We start from the raw sequence: 22,032 nt of genomic DNA on the forward strand, positions 1-22,032 counted from the left end.
GCTTACCCATCCACCTACAGCGACCGATTCAGCGCGATTTGCTGCCGAACCCAGCCCTGCACCTCGGATTGTATCCACAGTGCGCGCCGGCCAATGCGGATTGAGCGCGGGAAGCGGCCGGCCTTGATCTCGCCGTATATGAAGGTGGTGCCCATGCCGGTCACCTGCCGCACCCGTTCCAATGACAACAGCTCTTCCAACTTCTCAGCCGCGGCCATGATTGCCTCCTGCCGCGCGCTGCAGCTTTGGTGGCTGCTCGGCCAGACCGAGCTTGAACTGCACGATGTTGCCGGGAGCGGTCGGCACGGCGCGCGGGCTCCGCGCTGGTCGGTTGATCCGCCGCCACTCGGCCAGCGCTGCATCGGGGTCCGGCTTCTTGCCGGTCGATCTGCAGCAGCATTCGACCAGGTGGCCACCGCCGGCGCTGGTGCAGCGCATGTCGTGGATGTGGCGCGCGCGGTGGCCGGCGGCGCAGGCCGGCAGCCCTTCGGGATGGCTGATCTGTCGCTGTGTCATGGCTTCTCGCACTCCTCGATGTAGGCATTCAGTTGGTCCCGGAGGAACGCCGCTTCCTTGGACCTAAAACGCCTGTCAAAACTGTTGATGGGGATAGGTCCGGCGTCGATCAGCCACTGCAGCGGCTGTAACAGCCAGCGCGGATCGAACGGAAGCCGGCTGCGCGGATCCACCGGCTGCGCCGATGGCATGCAGTCCGGGCCTGCCCAGTCTTCGGGGTCGCCGCACCTAGTGCAGGTGCGGTTCTTGAACACGTGTTCCTTCTCCGGCTGCGGCACGCGTGGTTTGTCGAACAGGGCGCGGATGACCAAGCCGCGCGTATCTGCGTAGCAGACCTGCGCGGCATCGGCTTGCATCCAACAACCGGGGCCAACGTCGTCCTTGTGGCGGTATTCCCAGCGAACCACATGGGACGAGTAGAGCTCGTCCTTCAGTGCATGCCCAAGTGCGTGGGCGCGCTCGGCGGGCACCGGTGGGCCGGCCGGATCGATATGGCACAGCTCGGAGACAATGGCTGCAGTCCGCGACGATGCCTTGGTGGCATCAATCACGGCGGCCGGGCTGCTTGGGAACGATGTGGCGGTCATGCGAACAGGTCCAGTTGGGCCGGCAGGGGTGGTGGAAAGGGCGGGACAGGTGCCGGCGCTGATGCAGCCCGGCGCGGCTTTGCTGCACGCACTGCACGCTGCACCAGCTCCAGGTATTCGCCGTCGGCGCGCATCTGCCACGGCCGTCCTTTGATCGGGCATACGTCGTGATTGCCGGCGTTGTAGTGGTCTGCGGAGGGGCCTTCCTGATAGCGCAGCTTCAGGAGGTAGTGGGGCCGACCGGCGCAGAACCCTCGTTCGGTGAACGGCCCGCTCACACCGCGAACGGTGAACAGCCGCGGCCTACGGCGCCAGTTGCTCGCGTCGCCAGGAAGGTCTGGCAGGCCGTAGTTGGCGTTTGGCTCGTCCTTGTACCAGGACCACACCTTGTCGCCGACCCGGAACGGCTGCAGCTCTTCGACACCTGCATGCGTTCGATCAGAAAGCGGAGGCAGCAGATCGCGAATCGAGAAGAGGCCACCTCGGCCCGAAATTTCGCTGAAGCACGTGAACGCAAACGGCCCGATTGCGATCCCACCAGCCTTCATCATGTAGAAGCCGCGCCGGCATGGTGTGCGACCGAACTCGATGCTGGAGAGGATCGTCTGCCTCGACCAGCCGCGGGCAACGCGTCGGGCGATCATCGACGCGGCAATCTCGTGCGCCAGGTCTACGTCGATGCTGCCGTGGTCGACTGGGGCAGCGGTGAGCAGCTGGTCAGCCATCGGCCACTCCCTGACGCTGCCCTGCAAACTGTGAGGCGCAGCACGAGTTCACGGGTGCTGACAAGGGCTTCACGCCATTCCTGCGTTTATCCGACAATAGCGATCCGTGGAACGTGTGCTCACCGTCCTGGATGCCAACGTCACTCAGGGAGGGGGTGCGCCATGTACGAGGTTGTAGGTCCGTATTTGATTGAATGGAGTGTGGTCGGGGAGCAGTGCGCGGCAGCGGGCCACTGGAAAGGCAGTTGGCGAGTGCACCTGATCGGATCGCGCGATTGCACCAAGCCCGTAGCCGAGGGAACCACGGATGCGAAGCACAGCTTTTGTGAAGCGCTGACGCTTGCGAAGCAGCAGGCGCAGGACGCTGCCGCTGCGCTGTGCGCGCTGGAATAGAGCGGCTCATTTGCCCACCGCCTGGCCGGTAAAAATGGCGACTTCCAGCGCTGAGCGCGTCTCATGGATGCACCTGCTACCATCCGCTTGCCCCGCCCACCTGGCGAGCGCATTGGCAGCGGCTTCCATCATGGGCGCAGTGATCGCATCCCCCTGATCCGCCGGGGAGGGCGGGATGGAGAGGATTGCGTCCTGCGGCTCCATGATTTGCTGGCTGTAGCCAATGCCGCGCGTGCCGGTGCAGTACGCATCGCCGATGAGGTCACGCGCGCGATCATACGGAACGGTTGCGAAATGTATGCAACCTCCGGGCTTTACGATCGCCAAGGGGGCGGGGGTCATCTCGGTAGTCATGCGTTTTGCTCCTTGCGTGCGGTGGTGGCACGCGTGCTGTGCGCGGCCAGGCTTTCCCAGCGTTCGGCTTCGCCGAGGTAGTGGGCAGCGCGGCTTTGCCGCTCGGCTTCGGTGAACTGCACGTCGTGCAGCGCGTGGTCTGCGGCCGCGCGGTTGGCGGCGACCATGCGGGCTGGGTCGTGGTCGAAGATGTCGAGCTGGTTACGCACGCTGGACTCCTGGTATGGATTGCCGGCTGGTGGAACCCGGCCGGCGCGGGTTCCCTGAGCTACAGGGAAGAGCGCAGGGCAGGGGATCAGTGGGTGTCGTCGGCCTGCATCGGCGCGCGCTGTCGTTCCGCCGCGCGCTGTCGCATTTCCTTGCGAAAGGCGGGCCAGTTGCGCAGGAGGTCGCGCACGCCGCACCAGGCGAAGTAGGCGATACCGGCGCCGCAGGGCAGGAGGAACGACGCGGCTCCGGTGTAGATGGCGCGCGCGAGCAGCGCCAGCAGCAGTCCGACGATGACGGCGCAGTAGAAGGGCAGGGCCAGGTGGCGCATCAGGAGGCTCCCGCTTTGGCGCGCGCTGTGCTGCGCGCCTCTGCGACAGCACCCGCGACGCTCTGGCCGTGCAGGAGGACGCCGGCGGCTGCGTGACCGGCCACGTAGCGCACAAGCTCGGGGCGCACGCCCCAGCGGCCAGCGGCGCGGCGCACGATGCCGGCGGCGGCTGCCGCGCGCTGTATGGGGGAGTGGTTGGCGATGACGGCGCTCATGCGGCGGCGTCCTGGCTTTCGCCGCGCAGCTGCAGGACCGCGCGCTGCAGCTCTACTGCCAGCTGGTCGGCCTCTTCCGGGCCGAGGTGGATGCTTACGCAACCAACGCTGAGGGCGACGATGCCGGCGCCCACGTCTGGCATCGGCGCGGCGGTGGGCTGCAGTTGCTTGAAGGCGCCGAGGGACAGGCTGGCCATGTGTGATCTCCTGCGCCCGGCCCCGGGATGGGGTGGTGTTGGGCGACGGAGAAAGACTACGGAATTCCGTATTGAGGTGTCAAACGGAATTCCGTACTAGATTCTGAATATACGGAATTCGGTTCATCTTTGACCGAATGGAGCGTGACCATTGGAACGAAAAAACCCCCGCTAGGCGGGGCTCCCTCTTTGTCCCAATTTGGGACGCCACTTAGAACTTTCGCAGGCCTGCGTGGATCAGGGCCTTGCCGAGAATGCTCACGTCACCGGGATCTGGCCGATAGGCGGGGAAGTCCGTGTTGACGCTGACCACATAGAGCCCATCGCCGCGCTTCTGCAGCATCTTGATCTGCGTCTCGCCACCTATGTTGATGAGGTAGTAGTCGTCGCCGTCGAAGTAGTCGCAGCTGGTGTCGATCCACACAATGTCGCCGTCTTCCAGCTTCGGCCGCATCGAGGGCCCCCGGCCAGTGATGAGCTGGATGCGGCCAGGCTGGGGCAGGTAGCCGAGCTTCCTGCGCACCTCCCATTCGGCGACCTCGATGGTCTTCACTACCTCCGGGTAGTCTTGGTTGACCATCCCTGCTCCCATCCCCGCACTCCCTTCAAACAAGTCGAAGCGAACATAGCCGGGAGGCGTCTCAGTCTCCGAGAACGGTGCGACGGGACGATCTTCTGTGGTCTTCGGACCTTTGCCGCTTTCCAGCCAGTCCGCGTGGACGCCTAGGCGGGAGGCGATCTTGTGCAGGGCCGTGCTGGACTTCGACAAGCCGAGTTCAAGGTTGGAAAGGGTTGTCGAGGCAATGCCGGCGAACTTCGCCAGTTCGGCACGGCTAATCCCCTGGGCCTCGCGCTCGGCGCGGATTCTGCTGCCAATGGTTTCCATTTTGGTATTGGAACGGAATGCCGTAACGGAATGCCGTTGACTGCAACCTACGGAATACCGTAGTGTGGGCGGTATGGACAAATCATGGGCGTGCATCATCGGGGAGCTTCAGTCGGGGGGCATGACGTATGCCCAGATCGGCGAGGCGATTGGCTCAGCCGGATCGACGGTCGGCGATCTCGCGTCTGGGCGCTCACAGTCGCCTCGAGCGGCCGCAGCTCTGGCGTTGTTGAAGCTGTACGCAAAACGAGCCGCGCCGGAATGCTCGGCGGCAGTCACGAGGCCGGTCGTCGGCCGAATCAGTAAGCGCGCGCTGCGCGAGAAGCTTGGCCTGAGCACCGACATGCAGTTGGCCAAGGTTCTGAAGTTGCCCACAGAGCTGGTCGAAACGTGGGCGGAAGAGGATCAGGTGCCAAGCATTCCGCAGGTACTTCGCTTGCTCGGCATCGAAGAGCCGCCGCCGTCCATGGCGCCCGTGATCCATGACCCCGACGCGAACCGCATAGGCCCGGTCGACACCGCCTGAAAGGCCATCCCTGGCCGTCTTCCCTGAGTTGTTGATCTCCATGGCGCCAATCCTGCGCCACCCGAGCACAGCCCGAAACCTTGAAAAACCGTCCCTCCCAAGGTGACCCCATGACCTGCCGCACCTCACCCCTTAGCTGGCTCGACACCCTCTACAACGCTGTGCGCGAGACGCCGGGCGGTGTGCAGGCTGCAGCCGCGTACCTGGCACAGCGCCGGGGCAAGTCGATGCACCCGGAGACGCTGCGCGCGAAGCTGCGCGGCCTTGAGGGCGAATCGGTAACCATCGAAATCGCCGAACTGCTGACCGAGTGGATGCAGGAACAGGTGGGCGGTGCAGACCGCGCGCTGGGTTGGATGCAGGCGCTGGCCGGGCAGTTCGGCATGGCCGTGGATGTGGTGCCGCCGGCACCGGAGGGGGGGTGGTCGGACGAGATCGCCGCGTTGCAGACCAAGCTGCTGGAGATCCAGCGCAGCATGGGCGCCCTGTCGGGCACCGCGTTGGACGCCATCGCAGATCAACAGATCGACAGTGACGAAGCGCGACTGATGCTGGCCGAGGTCCGCTCGCTGCGCACGATGGCGCACCGTCTGGAGCGCAACATTGCGCGCGCTGCGGCGAAGGGGAGGGCGGTGCTATGAACCATCCCGCTCGCTCCACCGATCCCAGCACCAGCCACGAGGCAGCCAACTACATCGCTGCTACTGGCATCCAAGGCGACCAGCAAGCCGCAGCAGCTTCCGCCGTGCGTCGCTTCCCGGGCCTGACAAGCCTCGAACTGGCGAACGAGACGGGCATCTGCCGATACGTGCTCGCTCGACGCCTTCCCGAACTGGCCGAAACCGGCCGCGTGTGGCGGGGCCCGAAGAAGCCTTGCCCAGTGTCTGGCCGCAGTGCCTGTACCTGGTGGCCGGTGGCCCGGGGCCAGAACATGACGCTGGGACTCTGACATGTCGACCATCATCATGTCGCAGTGCTGGCCGCTGCAGGGCCTGAGCGTCACGCAGAAGGCTGTGTTGATCTCGCTGGCTGACCAAGCCAACGACGACGGYGTGTGCTGGCCGGCGGTGGGCACCATCGCCGCGCGCTGCTGCATGTCGCCGCGCGCTGTCCGCACCGCCATGGATCATCTGGAAGTCGTGGGCCTACTGACCCGCGACCGCAGGTTCAACAGCAGCACTGTCTACAACGTCACCCCGGCCAAGTTCGACAAGGCCGCAGCGCCATCGAAGGGCACTCGCAAGACCGGAAAAACCGGTACTGCATCGGGCGCAGGTGCTGCGCCCCGTGCAGGGGGTGCGCCCGATGCAGGTGGGGATGCGCCCCGTGCAGGAGGGGATGCAGCGGGCGCAGGTCTGGAGGTGCGCCCCGTGCCGCCTAACCGTCATATAACCACCAATGAACCGTCAGAAGAACCGTCATCTCCGGCGGGCCTGTCGGCCGCGCCGCTGACGAAGGCGGAGCAGGAAGAGCAGATGCAGCTGGCCTGCAAGGCGACGTGGGCTGTCTACCGGGCGGCCTACCGCATCCGCCACGGTGTGGACCCCGTCCGCAACGCCAAGGTCAACACCAACGTTCGGGATCTGGTGAAACGCCTGGGTCGTGAAGAGGCGCCGCTGGTGGCCGGCTGGTTCCTGAGCGTCAACGAGAACTATGCCGTGAAGCGGATGCACGACCTGGGCGTGTTGCTGGCCGGGGCCGAGGCGTACCGCACGCAGTGGGCGACCGGGCGGCAGGTGACCGACACCAGCGCCCGGCAGCAGGACCAGACGCAGGCCAATGCCAACGCGGCCGACGACGCCAAGGCGCTGCTGCGCCGCCTGAAGGGGAACGCCGATGCTCAGTGATGCCGAACAGGACACGCTGGTCGAAATGCTGGTGGCCACGGCCGAGGTGATGGGCGAGCAGATTCGGCCGACCGCTGCGGCGTACATGGTCACCGACCTGGCCTCCTACCCGCTGCGCGTGCTGGCCGAGGCGCTGACCGCCTGCCGCCGCGAGGTAAAGGGCCGGCTGAGCCTGGCCGCGATCATGGAGCGCATTGACGACGGGCACCCGGCACCGAACGAAGCGTGGGCTGTGGCGATCCGGGCCGCTGACGAGGCGGTGACCGTGGTATGGACCGAGCAAACCAGGGACGCATGGACGGCGGCGCTGCCTCTGGTCGAGGAGGGCGACAAGATCGCAGCCCGGCAGGCGTTTCTGGAGGTGTACGCCCGGTTGGTGAAGAGTGCGCGCGCTGTGGGTGGCTGCGCCGTCTATCAGCCGTCGCTGGGCCATGACGCGAGTGCCCGCGCCGCAGCGCTGCAGCTGGCGGTGGACGCTGGCCGCTTGGCGCACGAGCAGGTAGCCGATCACCTGGCGCTGCCGCCGGCCACGCCCGCGTTCAATCCGCTGGCCCTGCTCGCCGGCCGAGTGGAGGCGAGCCCGGAAGCGAACGAGCGCACCAAGCAGCGCCTGGCAGAAATCGCCGAGCTGTTCGGTCCCGCTCAGGACGCAGCGGCATGAGGCAGGACCACGTCGAACTGGAGGTGCGCCCTGTGTCCGAGCCGGTGGCGGTGGCCGGCTGGTATCTGGCCTATGGCTATGGGGTCAAGCCGCTGGTGCTGTACGCAACGCGAGGCTCAACGGTCTGGCGCGACGGCTGCAGGCAGATCCCGATTACCCGCTATGCCGGCCCGATTCCGGAGCTGCGCTGATGTGGTCGAACGCACCGCCGCCGACGATGGCAGAGGCAGCGCGCATCGAACTGGCGAAGACGGGACCGTGCATGGCGTGCCTCGTTCGCTACGCGCAAGGCCTGATGGCGAAGAAGCACGTGGTCTACGGCTGCGAGTACAACCACGCCAAGTCGGGGAACATCCGGCGCGGCCATTTCTTCGGCTATGCGCTGTGCCAGTGGCATCACCAGCGCTACCGCAGTGAACACATGACCCAGAAGCAAATGGTGGCCCGCTGGGGCCCACCCCTGCACTGGTCCAAGAGATTCCACAAGGCGTTCGGATCGGACGACGAGCTGATCGCGCAGCAGACCTACATCAACGAACTGAGGGCGGCAGCATGAAGACAACGAAGAAATTGGCGCCGAGGCTGAACCCTCAAGTCGCGCCCCGGGAACGGCGGATGGACCACAACACGGTGTCCCGACCCAAGCGCAGGAAGCCGGGCACGTTCGCCGCCGGTCAGACCGAGACGGTGGAGCAGTTCGAGGCCCGTGGCGGCCAGGTGCAGCGCCTTCCTACCAGCTGGGAGCAGGCGGCATGAGCGAACTCGAAAGGACTGCGCGAAGCCTGCTGTGCGAGGCCATGGAACTGGCGCCGGACGGGGTCACGGCCGAGTTGATGATGGATCTTTCGATTCCGCAGCTGGGCATTGTTCCGACGGCCGCCGCGATTCGAGCGATTCGCATGGCATTGGCCCACGACTGGAAGCCCATCGGAGACGCGCCGCAGGACGGCACGCGGTTGATGCTGTGGGATTCGGTGAGCCAACGGCCGCTGTTCGGCAGCTGGCGGCCGGACAGCGCCCAGGACCACGGCCCTATCACGCACTATGCGACCGAGCCGGCCGGCCCGGAGGTGGCGTGATGCAGATCGACACCTTCGGCGCATACGTCCGGGGCGAGCTTGAGCATTGGGGACGCGAATGCGCACTGCATCGTGACAGTGGCCACCCCGGTAGCAATGCGCAGAGCATGCTGGCGGTGTTGATCGACTACCAAGGGGACATGCCCGGCCGCGCGCAGGGGTTCAAGCCGATGGAAACGGACACCCGCGCACAGCGCATCGAGGACCTGGTGAGCGTGATCGCCAAGGACAACATGGCGATGGCCTGCACACTCCGCGCGTACTACTGCGGGCGAGGCCGCAAGAAGGTGGAGCGCTTTGAAGTGGCGCTGCAACTGCTGGAGAGGGCCGGCGAGCGCGCGCTGCACGTCAAGGCGTATCTGGACCTTGTTCGGCGGGGCGAGGACCGTCTGCACGGGATGCTGGTCGGGCTGCAAATCGCTGCCTAACGCGCGCGCGATACCTCTTGACAGGTGCCACCTGCAAGGGGTTAAATGCGGGCACATTGACATAGAAGCCTTCAGCGCAAGCTGAGGGCTTTTTTATTGGACCAATGGTTCTAAATAAAAATCTTGTTTAATCTAAAGTTCTAATTTAATCTGTGTTCTCAATTTTAGAGGGCGCACCAGATGTCATTGCCGAAAGAGAAGAGACACCGTTCTGCTCTGCTGAGTCGAGTTGAGAAAGCGTGGCTGCACGGCGTAAGCCATGTGACTTTTGCTGAGTTGTACCTCTGGTTTGACGTCGAGAAGATCGCCAAGACGCCTTACCGCGGCATTGAAGAGGCTTTCGAAGAGGTTGCGGGCGACGACGCGCCCGAGGTGCAAATTATCGAAGGACGCGGTGGCTATCACTTGGTAGTTGAGCAGACCCGGGCAGGCAACAAGATGAAGCTCCTGTCGGAGTTGGCGGAGTAACGCTGCCCTCAAATGCGAGATCACTCTGACCCCGGCTATCCGGGGTCTTTTTTTAGGAAATTTCATGGCACGACTCACTCCCCAACAGGCTGGCGGCGTGAACGTCGTGGCCTTCCTCGACATGCTGGCGTGGTCCGAAGGGACCGACAACGGCAAGCAGCCGACGAAAGATCGTGGCTACGACGTGATCGTCGGTGGTCAGCTGTTCAATGGCTATGCGGATCACCCCCGAGTCTTGGTGGCTCTGCCCAAGCTGGGTATCCAGTCCACCGCCGCCGGCCGATACCAGCTGCTGCGCCGCTACTACGATGCCTACCGAAAAACGCTGGGCCTGAAAGACTTCTCGCCACTAAGCCAGGACCTGATCGCACTCCAGCAGATCCGCGAGCGCCGCGCTCTGCCGCTGATCCGGGCGGGAAGGATCGCGGAGGCCATCAAGCAAGTCAGCAACATATGGGCAAGCCTGCCTGGTGCTGGCTATGGCCAGAACGAGCACAGGCTGGCTGACCTGCTGGCTGCTTACCGGAAGGCTGGCGGGACGGTGGCTCCGTGACCGGGGTCGATGTGGACTGGCAAGCCATCGGTACGGCCGTTGGCGGTCTGATGGTCGGCGCTGGTGGTGTTGCACTGTGGTGGCGCAAGCAGTTCGTAGAGACCGCCAGGGAAGGGGCCGAGGTCAACGTGATCCAGCTGATGCGCGAGGAAGTGACCCGGCTGGGCGAACGGGTTGGGCGGATGGAAGCCAGGGAGCTGCGCTTGATCCGCCATATCTACCGGCTTGAAGGATTGATGCGCGCAGCCGGCTTGGAGCCGCCGCCATTTGACCCGGACAGCGACACGATCAGGGTAGGAGGTTCCGAGTGAGCAGGATCGCCATCGCGGTCGCCGCCTTCGCGCTTTGGTCCGGTGCCATGTTCGGTGCTGGCTGGGCTTGGCGCGGCGACCGATCTGAAGGTGTAGCCGCCAATCAACGCGCCGCCGGCGCTGAGGCATTCGCCGACCAGGTGAATCAAACCCGCGCCACCGAGCAGAGCAAGGCGCTGCAGCTGGCTGACATTGGAGCCAAGCATGAAGAAGACCGGACCGCGGCTGAGGCCGTCCCTGCTGCTGTTGTGGCTGGCCTGCGCAGCGGCAATCTCCGCCTGCGCGACGACCTCGCCACCTGCCATACCGCTCGCCTGTCCGAAGCTGCCGCCGGCGCCGTCGAACGTGATGCGCGCGCCGAACTACGTCCAGAGGTTGTCGGAGCTGCTGTTCGAATCGTCACCGACGCCGAAGACCACATCCGGGCCTGCCAAGCGGTGATCGCTGCCGACCGGCAGCCGGTGACGCAATGAACCGCCGGATGCTGGCCCTGGGCCGGCTGAAGGGCGGCGACATGAACAAGACCGAGACCGCCTATGCGGAACGGCTGCGCGCGCAGCAGGCTGTCGGCGAGATCCAGTGGCACCGGTTCGAGGGTCTGAAGCTGCGGCTGGCGGACAACACGTTCTTCACGCCGGACTTCGCCGTCCTGGCAGCCGATGGCGTCATGGAGTGCCACGAGGTGAAGGGCCATTGGCAGGACGATGCAAGGGCCAAGATCRAGATTGCCGCCGCCATGTACCCGTTCCGCTTCATTGCGGTGAAGGTCAAGCTCAAGCGCGACGGCGGCGGCTGGGCAGTGGAGGAGTTCTGATGAGCGGACATATTCATACCCCTGGAGACGGCCGAGGGCGCCGCAGGGTGCTGGTGGACGGGCGGGAGGTGAAGCGGGCTGTTTACGCCAACACAGTCACCGGTGAAGTGCGGCATTACGAGGATCCCATCCGCATGGACGGCGATGAGCCTGTGACCCATAGCGTGCACGGTCACGTCGAAGTGGAGCTCCTCAATGGCTGAGGCCGCGATGGTAGCGGTGCGCATGCGTTGGTGGCTGCGGTGCTACCTGGCTGCAGTGATGTGGTTCGCCAAGGCTACGGGCATGGAACCGGACTGGGATCGGGTCGAGGGCTGGATACGCCGAGGCTTGGTACTGCGAACAACGAGGGCTACTGATGGACGTTGCACGGATTGAAGCGCTGGCGGCTGAGCTGGCCGCAGAGAAGGCCGCGCGCATTGCCGGCGGCGCCGACGCTCGTATTGACCGTCTGGTCGGGGTGATCGAGCAGCAGGGCGAGCAGATCGCGGAACTGGGGGTGCATGTCGGCATGCTGGTCCAAGCTGTTGCACAGCTGCTGGGGGAGGAGGCGGGCACACCGGTCTCGGACGAAGGTGTCGAGTCTCCGCGCGTGGACTTGGATGGGAACTCGTACTGATGCCTGTCAGGCCACCGCAGCACCGAGCGGCAGGTTGGCGTCCCTACAAAGAAACCAGCGCCCAGGTGCGCAAGAGGCAGGCCCGCCGTGCGCTGGCCACGAACTCAGCGCTCTGGAGGCGGATCCGAGCGGTGGTGCTGGCCCGTGAGCCGCTGTGCAGGTGCTGTGCGGAGCAGGGAAGGGTGCGGGCAGCCACCGAGGTCGACCACATCGACGGGGACGATGCCAACAACGCTGACAGCAACCTGCAGCCCCTGTGCCGGCCGTGTCACAGCACGAAAACAGTGCTGGAGAACGGCGGATTCGGCCGAGGAATGCGGGACTGATGGTTCCACGAGCGTGGAACACGCATCATCATCGCAATTAACGAAATATTAACATTTGAACGGGGGGGAGGGTCAAAGTTTGGCGCCCTCTCGCGACGATACGCGCGCCCCCCTTTCTTCGCGCGTCCACAGAATTTGAATTTCAGATTTGGAGCTGACCGGCGATGGCCAGGCACAAGCAGCCCGCCGAGCTGGCCAAGCTCAAGGGGGCGGATAAGCGCAACCCGCAGCGGTACAAGACCGAGGCGCCAAAGACGGGGAAGGCGCTGGGCAAGGTGCCGGGTCATCTGTCGGCAGAGGCCTCAGTGGTCTGGAAGGAGCTGGAGAAGTGCGCCCTGCCGGGCGTCCTCACCAGTGCCGACCGTTTCATCATGGAAGTGGCGTCCTCGCTGCTTTCCGAGTTCCGTGCCAAGCCCGGCGAATTCGTCGCGGCCAAGTACTCCCACCTGATCGGCTGCTTGGCGCGCCTGGGATTGACCCCGGCGGACCGCCAGAAGCTGGGGACCGAGAAGACCCCGGAGGGCAACCCATTCGACGAGTTCTGATCCATGACCCCGACCGAATCAGCCAAGGCCTACGCCAAGGGCGTGACGGCGGGAAAGATCATTGCCAACGAGTTCATCCGGTTGGCCTGCCAGCGGTTCCTCGATGACCTGAAGCGAAAGGGGGCCGACTGGCCCTACAAGTACGACGCCGAGAAGGCAGACCGTGCGGTGCGCTTCATGGAGAAGATGCCGCACACCAAGGGAAAGTGGGCGGCGCAGAAACGGCTGCTGGTGCTTGAGCCCTGGCAGCGCTTCATTGAGTGCAATTTGTTCGGCTGGATCCACAAGAAGACGGGGCATCGGCGCTTCCGCCGTGCCTACGAGGAGATTCCGCGCAAGAACGGCAAGTCGCTTCGCCTGGCTGCCCGTGGCCTGTACTTGTTCTGCGCAGACGGCGAGGCAGGTGCCGAGGTCTACTCAGGCGCCACCAGCGAGAAACAGGCCTTCGAGGTGTTTCGGCCGGCCTGGCAGATGGTCCAGAAGCTGCCGGCGCTGCGCTCGCGCTTCGGCATTGAGCAGGCTGGCAACCCGAAGAACCCCGGCCCGCTCTTCGTCATGGAGGACATGTCGAAGTTCGAGACGATGATCGGCAAGCCGGGCGACGGTTCGAGCCCGCATGCTGCGCTCRTGGACGAGTACCACGAGCACGACGACGACCACATGGTCGATGCGATGGAAACGGGCATGGGCGCGCGCGAGCAGCCCCTGCTGTCGATCATCACCACAGCCGGCACCAATCTATCCGGCCCTTGCTTCGAAATGCGGGGCGATGCGATACGCATCCTGCGCGGCGAGGTCACCGACGAAACGGTGTTCGCCGCGATTTACTGCATTGATGAGGGCGACCGTTGGGACGACCCGGCGAGCCTGCGCAAAGCTAACCCCAACTACGGCGTGTCTGTGTTCGAGCAGTTCCTGCTCGATCAGCTGGCCAAAGCAAAGCGGTCAGCGAGCAAGCAGAGCGCTTTCCGCACCAAGCACTTGAACGACTGGGTGGGCGCCAAGCTCGCGTGGATGAACATGCTGGCGTGGCAACGGCAGAAGCGGGCGTTTGAGACTGACGACTTCGCCGGGTGCCCCTGCTGGATCGGCGTTGACTTGGCTTCCAAGCTGGACGTGGCCGCAGTCGTGATGCTGTTCGAGAAGGACGACAGCTATTACGTCATCCCGAGGTTCTATGTGCCGGAATCGGCCGTGGAGGACAACGAAAAGTACCAGCATTTCCTGCTGGACGAGCTGATCGTCTCCACCCCCGGCAACATGACCGATTACGCCTTTATCGAAGAAGAGCTGAAGGAGCTTGCCGCACGCGGCATCGACGTGCGGGATATCGCATTCGATCCAGCCCAGGCGGCGTACCTCATGACGAGGCTGGAGCAGGAAAGCCTGCCGGTGGTCGAGATGGCACAGTCCGTGCGCAATCTATCTGAGCCGATGAAGGAAGTGGAAGCGCTGATTCTCTCACGTCGCTTGTGGCATGACGGCAACGCGGCGATGACCTGGATGATGGGGAACGTGGTTGCGCGCCTTGACGCGAAGGAGCACGTCTATCCGCGCAAGGAGAAGATGGAAAGCAAGATCGACGGCGCGGTGGCGCTAATCATGGCCATGGGCCGCGCCATGCAGGCGCGGGACACCGGCACAACCCAACAAGGCTTCGTGGTGATCGACTGATGTTCGGACTATTCGAGAAGAACCGGCGGGCCGATGCCCGCGACCGTATCGAGCCGACGATCAGCAACTTGGTCGATGGCGAGGTGATCCAATCCTCCAGCCCGGCAATGTTCGAGGTGTTCGGGAACCCGACGACCGCCTCTGGAGCGGTGGTCAGCCCGGAATCCGCGATGCGGGTCTCGGCGGTGTTCGCTGCCGTCTCGCTGCTTGCCGGTGCGATTGCCCAGCTGCCGCTGCCCATCTTTGAGCGGGTGGATGGTCACCGCAAGCGGGCGGAGCACGACTATTGGTGGATGCTGAACGAGCAGTTTTCCTCCGGTTGGTCGAGCGCCACTGGCTGGGAGTTCATCGTCGGCCAGATGCTGCTGCGCGGTGATGGAGTTGCCTATGTGACGCGCAACCGCGCCGGCGTGGCGACCGGGCTGATTCCCTGGCCCCGCGACAGAGTGATGATCCTCAAGCAGGAGAAGGCCAGCCCACGGGAACCGACGCGCCTGCAGTACACGTTCCACGACGTGGACGGGTACTTCACCGTTGACCAGGACGACGTGCTCCATTTCCCCGGCTTCGGATTCAACGGCGTGCACGGCATGTCGGTGATCCAGTGGGGGGCCCGGAACGGCATCGGCATTGCCATCCAAGGGGATGAGCATGCCGGCAAGTTCTTCAGCGAAGGTGGTAAGCCGGAGGTGGCCATCACGGCGACCAACAAGATGAACCAGGCGATGCAGGATGACTTCCGCGATGCCTGGGTCAAGAAGTATGGAGGCACGCAGGGAAACCGCCGCATACCTCTGATCCTGACGGAAGGGCTCGATATCAAGGAACTGACCATGTCCGCCGTCGACCAGCAGCTGCTGGAGTCCCGGCAGTGGCAGGTCATCGACGTGGCGCGTGCATTCGGTGTTCCGCCTCACATGATCGGCGAGACGACCAAGTCCACCAGCTGGGGCAGTGGCATCGAGAGCATGGGCATCGGCTTCGTGAAGTACACGCTGGGTCCGYACCTGAAACGGATCAAGGACGAGCTGAATCGCAAGCTGTTCCGTACGCCGCGCTACTTCGTTGAGCACAACGTGGACATGTTCATGGCCGGTGACTCGAAAACGCAGGCTGAGTACTTCAGCAAGGCGCTGGGCGGCCCCGGAACGCAAGGCTGGATGGTCGTCAACGAGGTCCGCCGCCTCAAGAACCTGCCGCCCATCGAGGGTGGCGACGAGCTCTACCAACCGAAAGATCCCGCGCCACCGGCAAAGCCCAGCGGCGATGACCCTGAAAGGAACCCTGACGATGCCGATTCCTAAGCTGCTGCAGCTGGCCAAGAATAACGCCAGCCAATCCAAGCCCATCCGGGCCGACACGGAAGGCAAGGAAGCCACGATCTACCTGCATGGCGTTATCGGCGGGTGGTGGGGCGACATTGACGAAACGATGTTCGCCCAAGCCATGGCCGGCATAGACGCAGACGTGATCCACCTGCGCATCGATTCACCCGGCGGTGATGTATTCGCAGCCCGCTCGATGATGACCGCCATTGCCCAGCACAAGGCGACTGTCATCGCCCACGTTGACGGGCTGGCTGCCTCGGCAGCCACAGGCATCTGCATGGCCTGTGACGAGGTAGAGATCAGCCAGGGTGCCGGCTTCATGATCCACAACGCTTGGACCGTAGCCGTCGRCAACAAGGCGGACATGACCAAGACCGGCGAGCTGCTGGCGAAGATCGATACCGGCCTGGCTGGCGACTACACCCGCCGCACCGGCAAGGATGAGGCGCAGATCGTCCAGTGGATGGACGAAGAGACCTGGTTCACGGCTGACGAAGCCAAGGAACACGGGTTCGCTGACCGGGTTGTCGAGGTCGTGGGCAAGAAGAAGGCCTCCGCCACCTGGGATCTGTCCGCCTACGACAACGCGCCGGCCGCGCTGGCCAACCGCAAGACCGAACCCGACGACGGCGCTGCCGCCGCGGCCCACAAAGCCAACCTGTCGCGCCGTCTGGCGCTGCTGGAACGCTCCGCTGCGTAAGCGACTCCCGCCCGCAGATACTCCGACCGCCGAAAGGCGGTTTTTTTTCGACCAGAGGAAATAGCCAATGCCCTTCAACATTCAGGCCGAGCGGGAGCGCCGTACCGCGCTGGCAAAGGAAACCCGCAACCTGCTGGACACCAGCACCGGTGACGGCAACAAGTGGACCCCCGAGAACCAGAAGAAGTACGACGAGAACGTCGGCGAGATCGAGCGCATCGATGCGGCCATCGAGCGCCACCAGAAGGTCATGGACCTGACGGCCGACGAGGCGCTGCGCGAACAGGGCGTGCGCGAACACGCCACCTCGGCGACGCGTGGTGGCCGGGAGCTGTCCAACGAAATGCGGCTGTTCGACCGCTGGGCACGCGGCGGTGACAGCGCCCTGAACGCCGAGGACTGGAAGCAGGTCAACGCCGCCATGTCGGGCAACCCGGCCGTGAACCCGGAACAGGGTGGCTACACCGTTCCGACCACGCTGGCTGAGCAGATCCTGGAATCCCTCAAGGCCTACGGCGGCATGCGCCAGGTGGCCGACGTGTTCAGCACTGCCGGCGGCGAGCCGATGCAGTACCCGACCAGCGACGGCACCTCGGAAGAGGGCGAGCTGGTGGCCGAGAACCAGTCCGCGACCGACCAGGATGTGGCTTTCGGCACCAAGGGCCTGCAGGTCTACAAGTACAGCTCCAAGGTGGTGACCGTGCCGTGGGAGCTGCTGCAGGACAGCACCGCCGATATCGCCGGCTTCATCGAGAAGCGGCTGCAGACCCGGCTGGGCCGCATCACCAATCGCAACTACACCGTCGGCAGCGGCACCGGTCAGCCAATGGGTGCTTTCACCGCGGCCTCGGTCGGCAAGATCGGTTCCGTGTCGGCCCTCCCGATCATCACCTATGACGACCTGGTGGATCTGGAGCACAGCGTCGACCCTGCCTATCGCGCGCTGGCGAAGTGGATGTTCCACGACGACATGCTCAAGCTGATTCGCAAGGTGAAGGACGATCAGGGGCGGCCGATCTTCGTGCCGGGCTACGAGCAGGGCAATCCGGGTGGTGCGCCGGATCGCCTGCTCAACCGCGATATCCAGATCAACCAGCACGCCCCGGCGCCGGCGGCCGGCGCCACGTCCATCGCGTTCGGCGACTTCAGCTACTACAAGATCCGCGACGTGATGGCGGTGACCCTGTTCCGCTTCAACGACTCGGCCTACGTCAAGAAGGGACAGGTGGGCTTCATGGCGTGGATGCGCTCCGGCGGCAACCTCGTTGATGTGGGTGGTGCGCTGAAGACCTTCAAGCACGGCGCCGCGGCCTAAACGCCCGGACCACGAACGGAGGGGCGCCCCGCGTGGGGCGTCCCTCGGAGACGATCATGGCAAAGCAGAAGAACACCGCAACGCGGGTTGCGCCAGTTGTCGCGGCCGAGGCTGGCGCGCCCGTCACGGCCCCGGTAGTCGTTGATGCTGGCGCGTCCACCGGTGAGAAGCCCGAAGAACTGACCGGCGATGCGGATTTGCCGAGTGCCGGCGGCGCCGAGGTGGTCATCGGCGAGGCCGGCCAGGTGGTCGACGGCTTGGGCGAAGACGGCGGCGCGGCCGAAGCAGAGAGCGCCGCGTCGCCGCCGGACCAGCCGCCGCAGCCGTCGGAGCGTGAGACCGTGGCGGCTCTGGTGCTCAGCGACAACCACTTGGGCAAGGTTGGCCAAGTAATCCAAGTCGATGCGGCCCACGCCGAGGCGCTGCGCCTAGGCGGGCTGATCGACACCCATCCCAACGCGATCAAGGCGGCAACGCCGGAGGAGTAGCCCATGCTGCGCACGGTGAGCCCGGCGACCGAGGAGCCTGTGTCGCTGAGTGAAGCGAAGGCGCATCTTGTCGTAATCCATAACGCCGACGACGCCCTGATCGGGGCGTTCATTGCCGCTGCTCGCGAGTCCGTGGAGCGCAATACCGGCTATGCGTTGGTGGAGGCTTCCTACGAATGGACGCCAGTGGGACAGCGGCAATCGCCTCTCCCCATTGAGCCGGCGACGGTGACGAGCGCTGCCGGGGAGTATCCGGTTCTCTTCACCACTACCCCGGGACCGATGCCAGGGCCGCTGCGCGCTGCGATCTTGCTGACGCTGGGCGACCTCTACGCCAATCGCGAAGGATTGGTGGTGGGTGCGACCTGTGTCGAGAATCCAACCGTGGATCGCCTGATGTTCCCATACCGTCGGGTGCTGCCATGAGGCGGGCCGGCAAGTATCGCCATCGCATTGCCCTGCAGGTGCAAGAACCCGTGCGGGATCCGCTTGGAGGCGATGAGTTGGAGTGGGTGGACTGGCAGGCAGACGTGCCGGCGGAGGTGGTGCCGCTTTCAGGGCGCGAATTCGTAGCGGCATCGGCTGAGCACGGCCAGGTCACAGCACGCATGGAAATTCCGTATCTGCCTGGTGTCTTGAACACAATGCGCGCGGTGTTTGACGGCCAGCGCTACGCAATCCGCGCTGTCCTGCCTGATCCCACGGCGCGGGGGCACATTACCTTGATGGTAGACGCGGGGCTATCCGATGGCTGAGCAGATCGAGATCCACGGCCTTGATGGGCTCCTGTCGTCGCTGAAGGCATTGCCGGTCGAGCTGCAGGGAAAGCCGCTGCAGACCGCGCTGCGTCGGGGCGGAAATCTGATCCGCGATGCGGCACGCGCGCGAGTGCCGCGTGCTAGTGGCTTCCTGGCCACACAGATCGTGGTACGCAGGGCCAATGCGCGCAATCGCAACAGGGCCGGCGTTGGGCCAGGTGGCGAGTACTTCACCGTTGGCGTTAAGACGGGTAAGCGTGCGAAGTACGCCAACACCAAGAGAAACCGCCGGCAGCGTCGGGTTGGCAAAGTCTACGTGCAGGCAGGTTGGGCCAGCTACTGGCGCTATCTGGAATTTGGCACGAAGAAGATGGCTGCGAAGCCGTTCCTGACGCCAGCCGCCGAGGCAAACGGGCCCCAGGCGGCGCAGCTGATTGTCGACCAGACCCGCGCGGCTATCGACCGGGTAATGAAGGCAAGGGGGTGGAAATGATGGTGCCGCTTATCCAGCAGCTGCTGCAGGGCGACGAGGCCGTGCGAAGTCTGTTTGGTGATCCCGTCCGTGTTTTCCCCTCTACTGCGCCGCAGGACACCGCATTGCCTTACGCCACCTGGGGCGTTGTGGGCGGATCGCCAACCAACCTGCTGTCCGAGCGACCGCCGACCGATGGATGGCGTGTCCGGTTGACGGTGTGGGGGAAATCGACGTCCAAAGCCAATGCTGCCGCAGTGGCAATTCGCGATGCTGTCGAGACCGTAGGCAGCATCGAGTCTTACAACCCCCCGCCTGATGACGACGATACAGGCGCGTTTGGCATCTCCTTCGATGTTCGACTGCTGCAGATCCRCTGACCAACTCAACGGCAATCCACCGGCCCCGCAAGGGGCCTTTTTCATGCCCGGCGACGGGCACAACGTAAGGAAACCCCTATGGGACAGGTAATCAAGTCGAAGCACTCCCAACTGTTCGTCGCCATTGCCGCGGCCGAGGTCATCAAGGTGACCCGCCTGCGCTCGGTCGGCTTCCCGGATGGCCAGGCCTCGGAGATCGATATTTCCGACTACGACGACGACTGGGATCAGTTCGTCGCTGGCCGCAAGCAGACCGGCAGCACTAGCATCGAGATCATCTACGACAGCGTGGATCACGAGAAGATGGAGCAGCTGCACGAAACCGGCGCCGTCGTGAACTGGCTGGTGACCGCGCCGCTCTCGGAGACCGAGGGCGTGGAGAAGCCGGTGGCAGTGGCCGGCAAGATCACCCCGCCGACCACAGTTCTGTCCAAGCAGTTCGACGGCTTCGTGCAGAACTTCGCCGTCACCAGCCAGGACAACGACGTGTGGAAAGCCACGATCACGATCCGTGGCTCGGGCGCAGTCACCACCCACCGCCCGACGCCCTGATCGGCATAACGGCGCCTTCTCCCTCTTCGGCCCACTTCGGTGGGCCTTCTCTTTGGCAGGGCGCGCGGATCCTCCGCGTGTTAGCCGTGCGCGGCCCGCGAGCCCTGTCGCCATTCAAGGAAACGGCCCATGAGCAAGACCAACGACAACAGCGAAGCCCTGGCAGGAACGGTGAGCATCCTTCAGGCGTTCACCAGCGCCGGCCTGTTCGCCGCAAAGGACGTGCAGCCGGACACCATCGAACTGCCGGACGGCACCAAGGCGGAGTTCTTTGTGCGCGCGCTGCCGGATACCGAGTTCCGCCAGCTGTGGAGCACCGCCGACCGTGCCAAGCTGATTGCGGCCACGATCTGCGATGAGAGCGGCAAGCGGGTACTCACTGAAAAGCAGGCCGGCGAGTTGAAGCCGAAGGTGGCGGCAAGTCTGCAGACCATTGCGCTCAAGCACGCAGGCTTCGGAAGTGACGCTGACGCCCTGCGGGAAGAAGCGGGAAACGGCTAAGGCAGCGCGGCGAGGATTGGTTCTGGCATGTCCTTGCCGGCCATCTGCATCGCACGGTGGCGGAGCTGCGATCCACTATGTCGCGCCGGGAGTTCCTGTGGTGGTGGGAGTTCCACAAGCGCAACCCCATCGACCCAGTCAGCATCCACCAGAAGCCTGCTGCATTCATCGCGTACATCACAGCTGCACACAGCCAAGGCGGAACCAAGCGCGGCATGCAGCATTTCCTAGACGCCCTGGTGCCTCGTTCTGACGACGATGAGGCGCAGGAGTGGTTCGATTCCCTTGGATGACCCATGGCTGACACCTTCGGGCGCTTCGCAGCGCTTCCCATTGGYCCTCTGCTCGCAGCTCGCGACGGCGGGCTTACGCTCGCAACTACCGCTGCCGCGGACGCGCACAGGTGCGCGCGCTCCGACTTCGCGCTCGGTAGCGGAACGGTGGGCGTCGAGTTCGCCGCGTGGGGCGATGACGATCTGGCGGCGGTCGTCGGGTTTGTAACTGGAGCCGCGCCGCTCAACGAGTCGCCAGGTTCCAACGGTGCTGGCATCGGGTGGGAGCTGGCGACCGGTCGGCTGGTTCAAGGAATCGGCGCAATTGCCACTGGACTGCCGACAGTGGCCAAGGGCGATATCGTCGGGCTACGTGTGGTGTTTGGTGGCCCGTCTCGCCTGCAGCTCTACCTCAATGGGGCAATGGTGCATCAGCGGGATTTGCTGCTGGCTGGGCCGCTCTACTTTGCGGCGTCTCTGGCGGCCACCAAAGCGGGCGGCCTGTGCCTGGCGGTCAACGCCGGGCAGTGGGGCGCGCGCAGTGATGCAGCTATTGCCGGGTGGCGGCTGGATCAGGCGCAAGTCTCTGCCACTCGCCTTGCTGATGCCGACTGGCTTTCGGCTCCAGGCGACAGCCCCGCAAATGCCCGCTACGAAGGGTTGGTGGCCGAGGGCGTGAACCTGGTGCAGGAACTGAGTTTCTGGCCGTGGGGTGGTGATCCGGTATCGCAGACGGCGGCAGCCGAGTGCGTTGTGGTCGATAGCGAAGGCATGCTTGACGGCCTCGCCCTTTCGGGCGGTTCCGGCGCATCGGTCCGCATTCTGATGGTCGATGAGACCGCCATGCTCGCAGACGCAGTGCCGGTGTTCCGTTGCGCGATCGATCAGATCGAGATCAACGACGACGGCAGCAAGACGCTGCACCTGCGTGATGCACACGACTACCTGAGCCAGCCCATCAACCGTGGCGTCTTCCTCCCCAATGTCGCGACTCTGGCATGGAA

43 protein-coding genes are annotated in these 22,032 nt (G+C 64.5%); 33 read left to right on the forward strand and 10 right to left on the reverse strand.

All coding sequences use genetic code 11. The features are described 5' to 3' along the window. Positions 1-14: 14 nt before the first annotated feature. From AC1DJN_RS01365 to AC1DJN_RS01380, 4 genes are read right to left on the reverse strand one after another with little or no spacing between them, the layout of a single operon-like run. Positions 15-218, reverse strand: coding sequence for a helix-turn-helix transcriptional regulator (locus AC1DJN_RS01365; protein ID WP_442251125.1), 204 nt, complete (start codon positions 216-218; stop codon positions 15-17). After that, positions 205-516 carry a hypothetical protein gene (locus AC1DJN_RS01370; RefSeq protein WP_442251126.1) on the reverse strand — a complete coding sequence of 104 codons (312 nt, stop codon included), beginning with the start codon at positions 514-516 and terminating at the stop codon, positions 205-207. Before AC1DJN_RS01370 ends, AC1DJN_RS01365 begins: the two co-directional genes overlap by 14 nt. Next, a complete protein-coding gene (locus AC1DJN_RS01375; protein ID WP_442251127.1) occupies positions 513-1,103 on the reverse strand; it encodes a hypothetical protein in 591 nt (196 codons plus the stop codon). The genes AC1DJN_RS01370 and AC1DJN_RS01375 overlap by 4 nt, the downstream gene beginning before the upstream one ends. Next, positions 1,100-1,828: a hypothetical protein gene (locus AC1DJN_RS01380; RefSeq protein ID WP_442251128.1), complete on the reverse strand. Its 729-nt coding sequence runs from the start codon at positions 1,826-1,828 to the stop codon at positions 1,100-1,102. Before AC1DJN_RS01380 ends, AC1DJN_RS01375 begins: the two co-directional genes overlap by 4 nt. A 162-nt stretch (positions 1,829-1,990) precedes the next feature. Between AC1DJN_RS01380 and AC1DJN_RS01385 the strand changes: the two genes are divergently transcribed. Further along, positions 1,991-2,221 (forward strand): hypothetical protein, encoded by a 231-nt coding sequence (locus tag AC1DJN_RS01385; RefSeq protein ID WP_442251129.1) that lies wholly within the window; start codon positions 1,991-1,993, stop codon positions 2,219-2,221. 6 nt (positions 2,222-2,227) lie between these two features. On the opposite strand, the gene AC1DJN_RS01390 is transcribed toward AC1DJN_RS01385, so the two are convergent. The 6 genes from AC1DJN_RS01390 to AC1DJN_RS01415 all read right to left on the reverse strand — a co-directional run bounded on the left by AC1DJN_RS01390 (position 2,228) and on the right by AC1DJN_RS01415 (position 4,411). Continuing rightward, positions 2,228-2,575: a hypothetical protein gene (locus AC1DJN_RS01390; protein ID WP_442251130.1), complete on the reverse strand. Its 348-nt coding sequence runs from the start codon at positions 2,573-2,575 to the stop codon at positions 2,228-2,230. Continuing rightward, positions 2,572-2,784 carry a hypothetical protein gene (locus AC1DJN_RS01395; protein ID WP_442251131.1) on the reverse strand — a complete coding sequence of 71 codons (213 nt, stop codon included), beginning with the start codon at positions 2,782-2,784 and terminating at the stop codon, positions 2,572-2,574. The genes AC1DJN_RS01390 and AC1DJN_RS01395 overlap by 4 nt, the downstream gene beginning before the upstream one ends. Positions 2,785-2,870: 86 nt before the next feature. After that, positions 2,871-3,113, reverse strand: a complete 243-nt coding sequence (locus tag AC1DJN_RS01400) for a hypothetical protein (RefSeq protein ID WP_442251132.1) — start codon at positions 3,111-3,113, stop codon at positions 2,871-2,873. Beyond that, on the reverse strand, positions 3,113-3,328 hold the full coding sequence (locus AC1DJN_RS01405; RefSeq protein ID WP_442251133.1) for a hypothetical protein: 216 nt from the start codon (positions 3,326-3,328) through the stop codon (positions 3,113-3,115). The genes AC1DJN_RS01400 and AC1DJN_RS01405 overlap by 1 nt, the downstream gene beginning before the upstream one ends. Beyond that, positions 3,325-3,525, reverse strand: coding sequence for a hypothetical protein (locus AC1DJN_RS01410; RefSeq protein ID WP_442251134.1), 201 nt, complete (start codon positions 3,523-3,525; stop codon positions 3,325-3,327). Before AC1DJN_RS01410 ends, AC1DJN_RS01405 begins: the two co-directional genes overlap by 4 nt. Positions 3,526-3,736: 211 nt before the next feature. Next, on the reverse strand, positions 3,737-4,411 hold the full coding sequence (locus tag AC1DJN_RS01415) for an XRE family transcriptional regulator (RefSeq protein ID WP_442251135.1): 675 nt from the start codon (positions 4,409-4,411) through the stop codon (positions 3,737-3,739). A gap of 121 nt (positions 4,412-4,532) precedes the next feature. Between AC1DJN_RS01415 and AC1DJN_RS01420 the strand changes: the two genes are divergently transcribed. The 32 genes from AC1DJN_RS01420 to AC1DJN_RS01575 all read left to right on the forward strand — a co-directional run. Continuing rightward, the gene (locus AC1DJN_RS01420) at positions 4,533-4,937 is read left to right on the forward strand and encodes a hypothetical protein (protein WP_442251136.1); all 405 of its coding nucleotides are present in this window, start codon (positions 4,533-4,535) and stop codon (positions 4,935-4,937) included. Between the two features lie 110 nt (positions 4,938-5,047). Further along, on the forward strand, positions 5,048-5,578 hold the full coding sequence (locus AC1DJN_RS01425; RefSeq protein ID WP_442251137.1) for a phage regulatory CII family protein: 531 nt from the start codon (positions 5,048-5,050) through the stop codon (positions 5,576-5,578). After that, the gene (locus AC1DJN_RS01430; RefSeq protein ID WP_442251138.1) at positions 5,575-5,886 is read left to right on the forward strand and encodes a winged helix-turn-helix domain-containing protein; all 312 of its coding nucleotides are present in this window, start codon (positions 5,575-5,577) and stop codon (positions 5,884-5,886) included. Before AC1DJN_RS01425 ends, AC1DJN_RS01430 begins: the two co-directional genes overlap by 4 nt. 1 nt (position 5,887) lies before the next feature. Further along, positions 5,888-6,784, forward strand: a complete 897-nt coding sequence (locus AC1DJN_RS01435) for a helix-turn-helix domain-containing protein (protein ID WP_442251139.1) — start codon at positions 5,888-5,890, stop codon at positions 6,782-6,784. Then, on the forward strand, positions 6,774-7,445 hold the full coding sequence (locus AC1DJN_RS01440) for a hypothetical protein (protein ID WP_442251140.1): 672 nt from the start codon (positions 6,774-6,776) through the stop codon (positions 7,443-7,445). The genes AC1DJN_RS01435 and AC1DJN_RS01440 overlap by 11 nt, the downstream gene beginning before the upstream one ends. Beyond that, positions 7,442-7,636, forward strand: a complete 195-nt coding sequence (locus AC1DJN_RS01445) for a hypothetical protein (protein WP_442251141.1) — start codon at positions 7,442-7,444, stop codon at positions 7,634-7,636. Before AC1DJN_RS01440 ends, AC1DJN_RS01445 begins: the two co-directional genes overlap by 4 nt. Next, entirely contained in the window at positions 7,636-8,001 is a 366-nt protein-coding gene (locus AC1DJN_RS01450) for a Ref family recombination enhancement nuclease (RefSeq protein ID WP_442251142.1), read from the forward strand. Before AC1DJN_RS01445 ends, AC1DJN_RS01450 begins: the two co-directional genes overlap by 1 nt. 74 nt (positions 8,002-8,075) lie before the next feature. After that, positions 8,076-8,201, forward strand: a complete 126-nt coding sequence (locus tag AC1DJN_RS01455) for a hypothetical protein (protein WP_442251143.1) — start codon at positions 8,076-8,078, stop codon at positions 8,199-8,201. Further along, positions 8,198-8,524 (forward strand): hypothetical protein, encoded by a 327-nt coding sequence (locus tag AC1DJN_RS01460; RefSeq protein WP_442251144.1) that lies wholly within the window; start codon positions 8,198-8,200, stop codon positions 8,522-8,524. Before AC1DJN_RS01455 ends, AC1DJN_RS01460 begins: the two co-directional genes overlap by 4 nt. Then, positions 8,524-8,952: a hypothetical protein gene (locus AC1DJN_RS01465; protein WP_442251145.1), complete on the forward strand. Its 429-nt coding sequence runs from the start codon at positions 8,524-8,526 to the stop codon at positions 8,950-8,952. The genes AC1DJN_RS01460 and AC1DJN_RS01465 overlap by 1 nt, the downstream gene beginning before the upstream one ends. Before the next feature lie 180 nt (positions 8,953-9,132). Beyond that, positions 9,133-9,420 carry a hypothetical protein gene (locus AC1DJN_RS01470; protein WP_442251146.1) on the forward strand — a complete coding sequence of 96 codons (288 nt, stop codon included), beginning with the start codon at positions 9,133-9,135 and terminating at the stop codon, positions 9,418-9,420. 64 nt (positions 9,421-9,484) lie between these two features. Then, the gene (locus tag AC1DJN_RS01475; protein ID WP_442251147.1) at positions 9,485-9,973 is read left to right on the forward strand and encodes a glycoside hydrolase family 24 protein; all 489 of its coding nucleotides are present in this window, start codon (positions 9,485-9,487) and stop codon (positions 9,971-9,973) included. After that, on the forward strand, positions 9,970-10,284 hold the full coding sequence (locus tag AC1DJN_RS01480) for a hypothetical protein (RefSeq protein WP_442251148.1): 315 nt from the start codon (positions 9,970-9,972) through the stop codon (positions 10,282-10,284). Before AC1DJN_RS01475 ends, AC1DJN_RS01480 begins: the two co-directional genes overlap by 4 nt. Beyond that, positions 10,281-10,757: a lysis system i-spanin subunit Rz gene (locus AC1DJN_RS01485; RefSeq protein ID WP_442251149.1), complete on the forward strand. Its 477-nt coding sequence runs from the start codon at positions 10,281-10,283 to the stop codon at positions 10,755-10,757. The genes AC1DJN_RS01480 and AC1DJN_RS01485 overlap by 4 nt, the downstream gene beginning before the upstream one ends. 8 nt (positions 10,758-10,765) lie before the next feature. Then, positions 10,766-11,098, forward strand: a complete 333-nt coding sequence (locus AC1DJN_RS01490; protein ID WP_478038635.1) for a DUF1064 domain-containing protein — start codon at positions 10,766-10,768, stop codon at positions 11,096-11,098. Continuing rightward, positions 11,098-11,301: a hypothetical protein gene (locus tag AC1DJN_RS01495; protein ID WP_442251151.1), complete on the forward strand. Its 204-nt coding sequence runs from the start codon at positions 11,098-11,100 to the stop codon at positions 11,299-11,301. Before AC1DJN_RS01490 ends, AC1DJN_RS01495 begins: the two co-directional genes overlap by 1 nt. A 155-nt stretch (positions 11,302-11,456) precedes the next feature. After that, positions 11,457-11,717 (forward strand): hypothetical protein, encoded by a 261-nt coding sequence (locus AC1DJN_RS01500; RefSeq protein ID WP_442251152.1) that lies wholly within the window; start codon positions 11,457-11,459, stop codon positions 11,715-11,717. Beyond that, a complete protein-coding gene (locus AC1DJN_RS01505) occupies positions 11,717-12,043 on the forward strand; it encodes an HNH endonuclease signature motif containing protein (protein WP_442251153.1) in 327 nt (108 codons plus the stop codon). The genes AC1DJN_RS01500 and AC1DJN_RS01505 overlap by 1 nt, the downstream gene beginning before the upstream one ends. Positions 12,044-12,207: 164 nt before the next feature. Beyond that, entirely contained in the window at positions 12,208-12,588 is a 381-nt protein-coding gene (locus AC1DJN_RS01510) for a hypothetical protein (RefSeq protein WP_442251154.1), read from the forward strand. Between the two features lie 3 nt (positions 12,589-12,591). Then, positions 12,592-14,262 (forward strand): terminase large subunit, encoded by a 1,671-nt coding sequence (locus AC1DJN_RS01515; protein ID WP_478038638.1) that lies wholly within the window; start codon positions 12,592-12,594, stop codon positions 14,260-14,262. Then, positions 14,262-15,566, forward strand: a complete 1,305-nt coding sequence (locus AC1DJN_RS01520) for a phage portal protein (RefSeq protein ID WP_478038640.1) — start codon at positions 14,262-14,264, stop codon at positions 15,564-15,566. Before AC1DJN_RS01515 ends, AC1DJN_RS01520 begins: the two co-directional genes overlap by 1 nt. Then, positions 15,529-16,290, forward strand: coding sequence for a head maturation protease, ClpP-related (locus AC1DJN_RS01525; protein ID WP_478038642.1), 762 nt, complete (start codon positions 15,529-15,531; stop codon positions 16,288-16,290). The genes AC1DJN_RS01520 and AC1DJN_RS01525 overlap by 38 nt, the downstream gene beginning before the upstream one ends. Positions 16,291-16,357: 67 nt before the next feature. Further along, positions 16,358-17,605: a phage major capsid protein gene (locus tag AC1DJN_RS01530; protein ID WP_478013520.1), complete on the forward strand. Its 1,248-nt coding sequence runs from the start codon at positions 16,358-16,360 to the stop codon at positions 17,603-17,605. 56 nt (positions 17,606-17,661) lie between these two features. Further along, positions 17,662-18,093, forward strand: coding sequence for a hypothetical protein (locus tag AC1DJN_RS01535; RefSeq protein ID WP_442251159.1), 432 nt, complete (start codon positions 17,662-17,664; stop codon positions 18,091-18,093). A gap of 3 nt (positions 18,094-18,096) precedes the next feature. Next, positions 18,097-18,519, forward strand: coding sequence for a head-tail connector protein (locus AC1DJN_RS01540; RefSeq protein WP_442251160.1), 423 nt, complete (start codon positions 18,097-18,099; stop codon positions 18,517-18,519). Continuing rightward, the gene (locus AC1DJN_RS01545) at positions 18,516-18,848 is read left to right on the forward strand and encodes a phage head closure protein (RefSeq protein WP_442251161.1); all 333 of its coding nucleotides are present in this window, start codon (positions 18,516-18,518) and stop codon (positions 18,846-18,848) included. Before AC1DJN_RS01540 ends, AC1DJN_RS01545 begins: the two co-directional genes overlap by 4 nt. Continuing rightward, the gene (locus AC1DJN_RS01550) at positions 18,841-19,344 is read left to right on the forward strand and encodes an HK97-gp10 family putative phage morphogenesis protein (RefSeq protein ID WP_265951138.1); all 504 of its coding nucleotides are present in this window, start codon (positions 18,841-18,843) and stop codon (positions 19,342-19,344) included. Before AC1DJN_RS01545 ends, AC1DJN_RS01550 begins: the two co-directional genes overlap by 8 nt. Continuing rightward, complete coding sequence (locus AC1DJN_RS01555; protein WP_478038644.1) at positions 19,341-19,703, forward strand: DUF3168 domain-containing protein; 363 nt, start codon at positions 19,341-19,343, stop codon at positions 19,701-19,703. Before AC1DJN_RS01550 ends, AC1DJN_RS01555 begins: the two co-directional genes overlap by 4 nt. Before the next feature lie 78 nt (positions 19,704-19,781). Further along, complete coding sequence (locus AC1DJN_RS01560) at positions 19,782-20,255, forward strand: phage tail tube protein (RefSeq protein ID WP_442251163.1); 474 nt, start codon at positions 19,782-19,784, stop codon at positions 20,253-20,255. Between the two features lie 129 nt (positions 20,256-20,384). Beyond that, positions 20,385-20,756 carry a hypothetical protein gene (locus tag AC1DJN_RS01565; RefSeq protein WP_442251164.1) on the forward strand — a complete coding sequence of 124 codons (372 nt, stop codon included), beginning with the start codon at positions 20,385-20,387 and terminating at the stop codon, positions 20,754-20,756. Positions 20,757-20,812: 56 nt separating this feature from the next. Then, positions 20,813-21,049: a hypothetical protein gene (locus AC1DJN_RS01570; protein ID WP_442251165.1), complete on the forward strand. Its 237-nt coding sequence runs from the start codon at positions 20,813-20,815 to the stop codon at positions 21,047-21,049. 3 nt (positions 21,050-21,052) lie between these two features. After that, the coding region (locus tag AC1DJN_RS01575) for an SPRY domain-containing protein (protein ID WP_478038646.1) at positions 21,053-22,032 on the forward strand (980 nt) is incomplete at its 3' end.

The sequence above is a fragment of the Stenotrophomonas sp. 05L414_2 genome (genome assembly GCF_056397905.1).

What these genes read in the sequence shown, in the direction of transcription:
- AC1DJN_RS01365 (WP_442251125.1), bottom strand. Translation starts at nt 218, where the DNA reads ATGGCCGCGGCTGAGAAGTTGGAAGAGCTGTTGTCATTGGAACGGGTG.
- AC1DJN_RS01370 (WP_442251126.1), bottom strand. Translation starts at nt 516, where the DNA reads ATGACACAGCGACAGATCAGCCATCCCGAAGGGCTGCCGGCCTGCGCC.
- AC1DJN_RS01375 (WP_442251127.1), bottom strand. Translation starts at nt 1,103, where the DNA reads ATGACCGCCACATCGTTCCCAAGCAGCCCGGCCGCCGTGATTGATGCC.
- AC1DJN_RS01380 (WP_442251128.1), bottom strand. Translation starts at nt 1,828, where the DNA reads ATGGCTGACCAGCTGCTCACCGCTGCCCCAGTCGACCACGGCAGCATC.
- AC1DJN_RS01385 (WP_442251129.1), top strand. Translation starts at nt 1,991, where the DNA reads ATGTACGAGGTTGTAGGTCCGTATTTGATTGAATGGAGTGTGGTCGGG.
- AC1DJN_RS01390 (WP_442251130.1), bottom strand. Translation starts at nt 2,575, where the DNA reads ATGACTACCGAGATGACCCCCGCCCCCTTGGCGATCGTAAAGCCCGGA.
- AC1DJN_RS01400 (WP_442251132.1), bottom strand. Translation starts at nt 3,113, where the DNA reads ATGCGCCACCTGGCCCTGCCCTTCTACTGCGCCGTCATCGTCGGACTG.
- AC1DJN_RS01405 (WP_442251133.1), bottom strand. Translation starts at nt 3,328, where the DNA reads ATGAGCGCCGTCATCGCCAACCACTCCCCCATACAGCGCGCGGCAGCC.
- AC1DJN_RS01410 (WP_442251134.1), bottom strand. Translation starts at nt 3,525, where the DNA reads ATGGCCAGCCTGTCCCTCGGCGCCTTCAAGCAACTGCAGCCCACCGCC.
- AC1DJN_RS01415 (WP_442251135.1), bottom strand. Translation starts at nt 4,411, where the DNA reads ATGGAAACCATTGGCAGCAGAATCCGCGCCGAGCGCGAGGCCCAGGGG.
- AC1DJN_RS01420 (WP_442251136.1), top strand. Translation starts at nt 4,533, where the DNA reads ATGACGTATGCCCAGATCGGCGAGGCGATTGGCTCAGCCGGATCGACG.
- AC1DJN_RS01425 (WP_442251137.1), top strand. Translation starts at nt 5,048, where the DNA reads ATGACCTGCCGCACCTCACCCCTTAGCTGGCTCGACACCCTCTACAAC.
- AC1DJN_RS01430 (WP_442251138.1), top strand. Translation starts at nt 5,575, where the DNA reads ATGAACCATCCCGCTCGCTCCACCGATCCCAGCACCAGCCACGAGGCA.
- AC1DJN_RS01440 (WP_442251140.1), top strand. Translation starts at nt 6,774, where the DNA reads ATGCTCAGTGATGCCGAACAGGACACGCTGGTCGAAATGCTGGTGGCC.
- AC1DJN_RS01445 (WP_442251141.1), top strand. Translation starts at nt 7,442, where the DNA reads ATGAGGCAGGACCACGTCGAACTGGAGGTGCGCCCTGTGTCCGAGCCG.
- AC1DJN_RS01450 (WP_442251142.1), top strand. Translation starts at nt 7,636, where the DNA reads ATGTGGTCGAACGCACCGCCGCCGACGATGGCAGAGGCAGCGCGCATC.
- AC1DJN_RS01460 (WP_442251144.1), top strand. Translation starts at nt 8,198, where the DNA reads ATGAGCGAACTCGAAAGGACTGCGCGAAGCCTGCTGTGCGAGGCCATG.
- AC1DJN_RS01465 (WP_442251145.1), top strand. Translation starts at nt 8,524, where the DNA reads ATGCAGATCGACACCTTCGGCGCATACGTCCGGGGCGAGCTTGAGCAT.
- AC1DJN_RS01470 (WP_442251146.1), top strand. Translation starts at nt 9,133, where the DNA reads ATGTCATTGCCGAAAGAGAAGAGACACCGTTCTGCTCTGCTGAGTCGA.
- AC1DJN_RS01475 (WP_442251147.1), top strand. Translation starts at nt 9,485, where the DNA reads ATGGCACGACTCACTCCCCAACAGGCTGGCGGCGTGAACGTCGTGGCC.
- AC1DJN_RS01495 (WP_442251151.1), top strand. Translation starts at nt 11,098, where the DNA reads ATGAGCGGACATATTCATACCCCTGGAGACGGCCGAGGGCGCCGCAGG.
- AC1DJN_RS01500 (WP_442251152.1), top strand. Translation starts at nt 11,457, where the DNA reads ATGGACGTTGCACGGATTGAAGCGCTGGCGGCTGAGCTGGCCGCAGAG.
- AC1DJN_RS01505 (WP_442251153.1), top strand. Translation starts at nt 11,717, where the DNA reads ATGCCTGTCAGGCCACCGCAGCACCGAGCGGCAGGTTGGCGTCCCTAC.
- AC1DJN_RS01510 (WP_442251154.1), top strand. Translation starts at nt 12,208, where the DNA reads ATGGCCAGGCACAAGCAGCCCGCCGAGCTGGCCAAGCTCAAGGGGGCG.
- AC1DJN_RS01530 (WP_478013520.1), top strand. Translation starts at nt 16,358, where the DNA reads ATGCCCTTCAACATTCAGGCCGAGCGGGAGCGCCGTACCGCGCTGGCA.
- AC1DJN_RS01535 (WP_442251159.1), top strand. Translation starts at nt 17,662, where the DNA reads ATGGCAAAGCAGAAGAACACCGCAACGCGGGTTGCGCCAGTTGTCGCG.
- AC1DJN_RS01540 (WP_442251160.1), top strand. Translation starts at nt 18,097, where the DNA reads ATGCTGCGCACGGTGAGCCCGGCGACCGAGGAGCCTGTGTCGCTGAGT.
- AC1DJN_RS01545 (WP_442251161.1), top strand. Translation starts at nt 18,516, where the DNA reads ATGAGGCGGGCCGGCAAGTATCGCCATCGCATTGCCCTGCAGGTGCAA.
- AC1DJN_RS01550 (WP_265951138.1), top strand. Translation starts at nt 18,841, where the DNA reads ATGGCTGAGCAGATCGAGATCCACGGCCTTGATGGGCTCCTGTCGTCG.
- AC1DJN_RS01560 (WP_442251163.1), top strand. Translation starts at nt 19,782, where the DNA reads ATGGGACAGGTAATCAAGTCGAAGCACTCCCAACTGTTCGTCGCCATT.
- AC1DJN_RS01565 (WP_442251164.1), top strand. Translation starts at nt 20,385, where the DNA reads ATGAGCAAGACCAACGACAACAGCGAAGCCCTGGCAGGAACGGTGAGC.